Genomic DNA, 4,378 nt, shown 5'->3' on the forward strand with positions numbered 1-4,378 from the left:
TTATTTCTAACTTAATTTGACATTTCAAGAGACAAAAAGTATGAATAATTCAGGGTTATTATTATTCTAAGAAGTTTATAATTTTATTAACAAAAAGTGGAATGAACAGCCGTTTGAAATAAATAGTTGTTTAAGGAGGTCTTCATAAATGTATCTTTTTAACCATAAATTAGTCACGGTTTCAACACTTTGTTTGGTACTGTTTTTGACAGCTTGCGGATCAAACAACAAGAATGATAAAGCTGATAAACAGGTCTTGAATTGGAACGAAAAAACTGAGTTGCCAACGATCGATCCGTCGTTGGCAATGGATGGTACCAGCTTTGATATGTTAAATAATAGTATGGATGGACTATATCGCTTAGGTAAGAAATCGAAGATCACGCCGTGCTTGGCAAAGTCAGCTAAGGTTTCCAGTGATGGTCTAAAGTACACTTTTCAGCTGAGAAGGAATACTAAGTGGAGTAACGGCGACACGGTGACTGCTAAAGATTTTGTTTATTCTTGGAGGAGGACCGTTGACCCGAAAACAAATTCCGGCTACGCTTATTTATTCGATGGAATAAAAAATGCGACTGATATAAGTAATGAGAAAAAAGAGGTTGATTCACTTGGGATCAAGGCCGTGAGTAAGTATAAACTTGAAGTCAGCTTAGATAAACAGATTCCTTATTTCAAACTATTGATGGGCTTCCCCATCTTTTTCCCACAAAACGAAAAAGCTGTTCAAAAATATGGCAATAAATATGGAACTGCTTCGAAATACATGGTTTATAATGGTCCCTTCAAAATGTCCGGTTGGACAGGTACTAATTTAAATTGGAAATTGATCAAAAACCCAACATATTGGGATAAGAAAGCCGTCAAACTTTCTCAAATCAATTTTAAGGTTAATAAAAGCACGACAACATCTTATAATTTGTATCAATCGCGCAAGTTAGATGAAACTGAATTGAGTGCTGAACAGGCTAAGGCATTAAACAAGAAGAAAGGCTATCAAGTTTTGCCTTCTGCAACCACATATTATTTGGGATTCAATAAAGAAAATCACAGCGGCCTTGAGAATAAAAAAATCAGACAGGCCATTTCATATGCGATCGATCGCAAGCAATTCGTTAATAAGGTCTTGGGTAATACTGGTGTGGTCTCCAAAGGAATCGTTAGTTCGAAGTTAGCTAGTTATCAAGGAAAAGACTTTGCGGATGAAGCACAAACAACAGCCGGTGTGTCTTATGATAAAGATAAGGCTCAAAGGTTGTTAAAAGAAGGCTTAAATGAGATCGGCAAAAAAGAATTGAAGTTAAACTTACTGACAGATGATACAGATGCAAATAAGAAAAATGTTGAATTTCTACAAAGCCAGATCGAAGAACATCTTGACGGAAAAGTTAAAATCTCAACGACGAGTGTGCCATTTAAAACCCGACTTGCACGGTCTACAGCAGGAGATTATGATTTAGTTTTGCAATATTGGGGGGGCTGATTTTGCTGACCCGATCACTTTTTTACAGATCTTTTCAGGAGATAATCCTTCGAAAACAGGTGGCTGGAAAGACGCGACATTTGATAAGTTGATCAAAGATTCGATGACTGTTCATTCGATGGACCAAGGAAAACGGTGGAATGACATGCTCCAGGCTTCGAAAATATTAAGTGAACAACAAGTTATTACCCCTCTTTATCAAGCAAAAACGCCAGCCATGATCTCCCCGAAAGTTAAAGGCCTGATCATGAATACAGCTGGAGTATCTAATAACTGGAAATACACTTATATTAGTGAGTAAAGCCAGTGTGCTTTTTAAAATTCTAGTATGTTATGATAGTGCTAACTAAAAAAGAGCAATATACGGGGGGATCTACATGGGTTTGAATAAGGCGTTCTTGGATCGGATCAGTGATACTAAGCCGGGGAAAAATAATCTGATCACCGATGTTCCAGGAGTAACAGTGGGACAACACACGATCATCACAGAGCGGTTAAAAACAGGAGTTACAGTAGTTGTTCCCACGATGGATAATATATTCGAGCATAAACTCGCTGCAGCTGGTCAGTTGATCAATGGTTTTGGTAAAAGTACAGGATTAGTCCAAGTTGAAGAACTCGGTACGCTTGAAACACCGATCGTCTTAACTAATACTTTGTCGGTCGGCGTTGGTTATAATTATTTGGTCAAAAAAGCTTTAGCGGAAAATGAAGAGATCGGATTAGCTACTGGGACCGTGAATCCAGTGGTGATGGAATGTAATGATGGAGCAGTCAATAATATTCGCGACCTCGGGGTAACCGAAGAAGATTTTGCCCGAGCTTTTGCTGATCGCGGCGAGTGTTTTGAAGAAGGGTGTGTTGGCGGAGGAACAGGCATGTGCTGTTATGATCTTAAAGGCGGGATCGGTTCTGCTTCACGCCAGATAGAAATTGATGGACAGACCTTTACAATGGGGGCCTTAGTGATGTCAAACTACGGTTATGTTTCTGACTTGGATATTTATGATCATCAGGTCGGACATAAAATCAGTCAATTGCCTGAATATCATAAACGAGATGAAGATGGCAGTATCATTACTATTATCGCGACAGATATTCCATTTAATTCACGTCAACTGAAGCGGATCGCCAAACGTTCCAGTGTGGGGATCACTAGAACAGGTTCTTTTATCGGCAATGATTCTGGTGAGATCACCTTGGCTTTTTCGACAGCTAACAAGATCGAGCATTCACCTAAACAGCAACTATCAATGCAAAAGGCTATCTCTGATGATCAAATGGATCGTTACTTTAGAATGACAGTTGCAGTGGTTGAAGAAGCAAACTTAAGTTCTTTGGTACATGCTAAGACAACAATTGATCGTAAGGGACAACAACGTTTAAGCTTGGCAGATGCCCTCGCTAAGGTCCAATTACAAGCGCAGGGTACAGACAGTGATGTAGCAGAGTTACAAAAAATGTTAGGCTTAATATAAAAACAAGGCGGAGAAACTCGATCAGAAGACGAGTACTAGGGGACTTTAACACCATATTGCGAACTTGGCAATGTGGTGGTGAAGTTGGCTAGGCACAGTGTTCTGAGTTTCGGAGCCTGACTAATAAAAACAAGGCGGAGAAACTCGATCAGGAGACGAGCACTAGGGGACTTTTGACACCATATTGCGAACTTGGCAATGTGGTGGTGAAGTTGGCTAGGCACAGTGTTCTGAGTTTCGGAGCCTGACTAAAAAAACAAGGCAGAGAAACTCGATCAGGAGACGAGCACTAGGGGACTTTAACGCCATATTGTGGTGATGAAGTTGGAAGCTCTTATCTGTCACAATCTAACTAAGAAACCCGCTGTTTCTTGTAAGCAGCGGGTTTGCTATGATTTTAGTTAGTTATTAACTGTGTCTTTTTTTCGAATTGATCTCGTAAGCGGGTGATTTTTTCAAAGTCGTCAGTAATGATGCCAGTGATCCCATGCTGTAACAAAAGTTTAGCTTTGTGTTCATCATTGACCGTCCAAACTCTTTGTAAAATTCTGGCTGATTGGTAGTGCTTTAAGTGTAGACCGCTCAACCCCTCTTTTTTGATCGTCTTTTCTGGATGAAAGATCCGATGAGATGACAAAAAATTATAATTTTGATGGGGATCGATCTGACGGCAGTTACGCAGTGTTTGCAAATCAAAAGATGAGTAGATCATTGGGTGAACTAGGTTAGTTTCTTTTACCATTTGTAAAACTATTTCTTCTATTTGGGGATAATGTATCTTGTTTGTCTTAAATTCTAAATTAGCATAAACGTTTTGCCCGGCTAATAATGAAAGGACCTCTTTCAAAGTCGGGATCGGTTCACCGTTAGCGAGATGGAAATTACGCAATTGTTTAAGTGTGTAATCATGGACACGACCACTGCCATTGGTGGTCCTATCAAGAGTTTCGTCGTGGATCACTACGGGTATCTGATCTTTGGACAAATGAACGTCAAACTCAAGTCCGTCAATATGATGAGCTAAGGCATACTTAAATCCAGCTAAGGAATTTTCAGGGAAATCAAAGGGTGCACCACGATGTCCAAAAATTAGGGTATGATCAGTCATTTTAGCTCTCCTTTTAGAATAATTATTGTTAACTGTATTATACGTGCTGACTGTAATAGCTGAGTGATAAGTTTGTAACGAATACGTCAAACATCAGCTGCTCTATCTCGTTTAACAAGCACACATTCTAGCACACTCAAGTGGAGAATTAAAATAATCAATTTGTTTAAAGAAAGTCTCGCTTTTTAAATAATGTTATAGAGAAACAGAAAAGAGTATTCAAAATGTTGACCTGTTACTCATCGGTGTCCTTACAAATTTCTAGTAGCTGATTTTTTTAGTCGTCGTTTGTAAAATTAAGTTAGAAAT

2 protein-coding genes and 1 pseudogene are annotated in these 4,378 nt (G+C 39.0%); 2 read left to right on the top strand and 1 reads right to left on the bottom strand.

The window, feature by feature from the left end; genetic code table 11:
* Positions 1-148 precede the first annotated feature (148 nt).
* Positions 149-1,784 (top strand): annotated as a pseudogene (locus FC65_RS08955) (peptide ABC transporter substrate-binding protein).
* 76 nt (positions 1,785-1,860) lie between these two features.
* Positions 1,861-2,961: a P1 family peptidase gene (locus FC65_RS08960; protein WP_056972409.1), complete on the top strand. Its 1,101-nt coding sequence runs from the start codon at positions 1,861-1,863 to the stop codon at positions 2,959-2,961.
* 397 nt (positions 2,962-3,358) lie between these two features.
* Here FC65_RS08960 and FC65_RS08965 read toward each other — a convergent pair whose 3' ends face one another.
* Positions 3,359-4,069 carry a glycerophosphodiester phosphodiesterase family protein gene (locus FC65_RS08965; protein ID WP_056972410.1) on the bottom strand — a complete coding sequence of 237 codons (711 nt, stop codon included), beginning with the start codon at positions 4,067-4,069 and terminating at the stop codon, positions 3,359-3,361.
* Between the last annotated feature and the right edge of the window lie 309 nt (positions 4,070-4,378).

The organism is Ligilactobacillus acidipiscis DSM 15836 (assembly GCF_001435755.1).
Lineage (GTDB): Bacteria > Bacillota > Bacilli > Lactobacillales > Lactobacillaceae > Ligilactobacillus > Ligilactobacillus acidipiscis.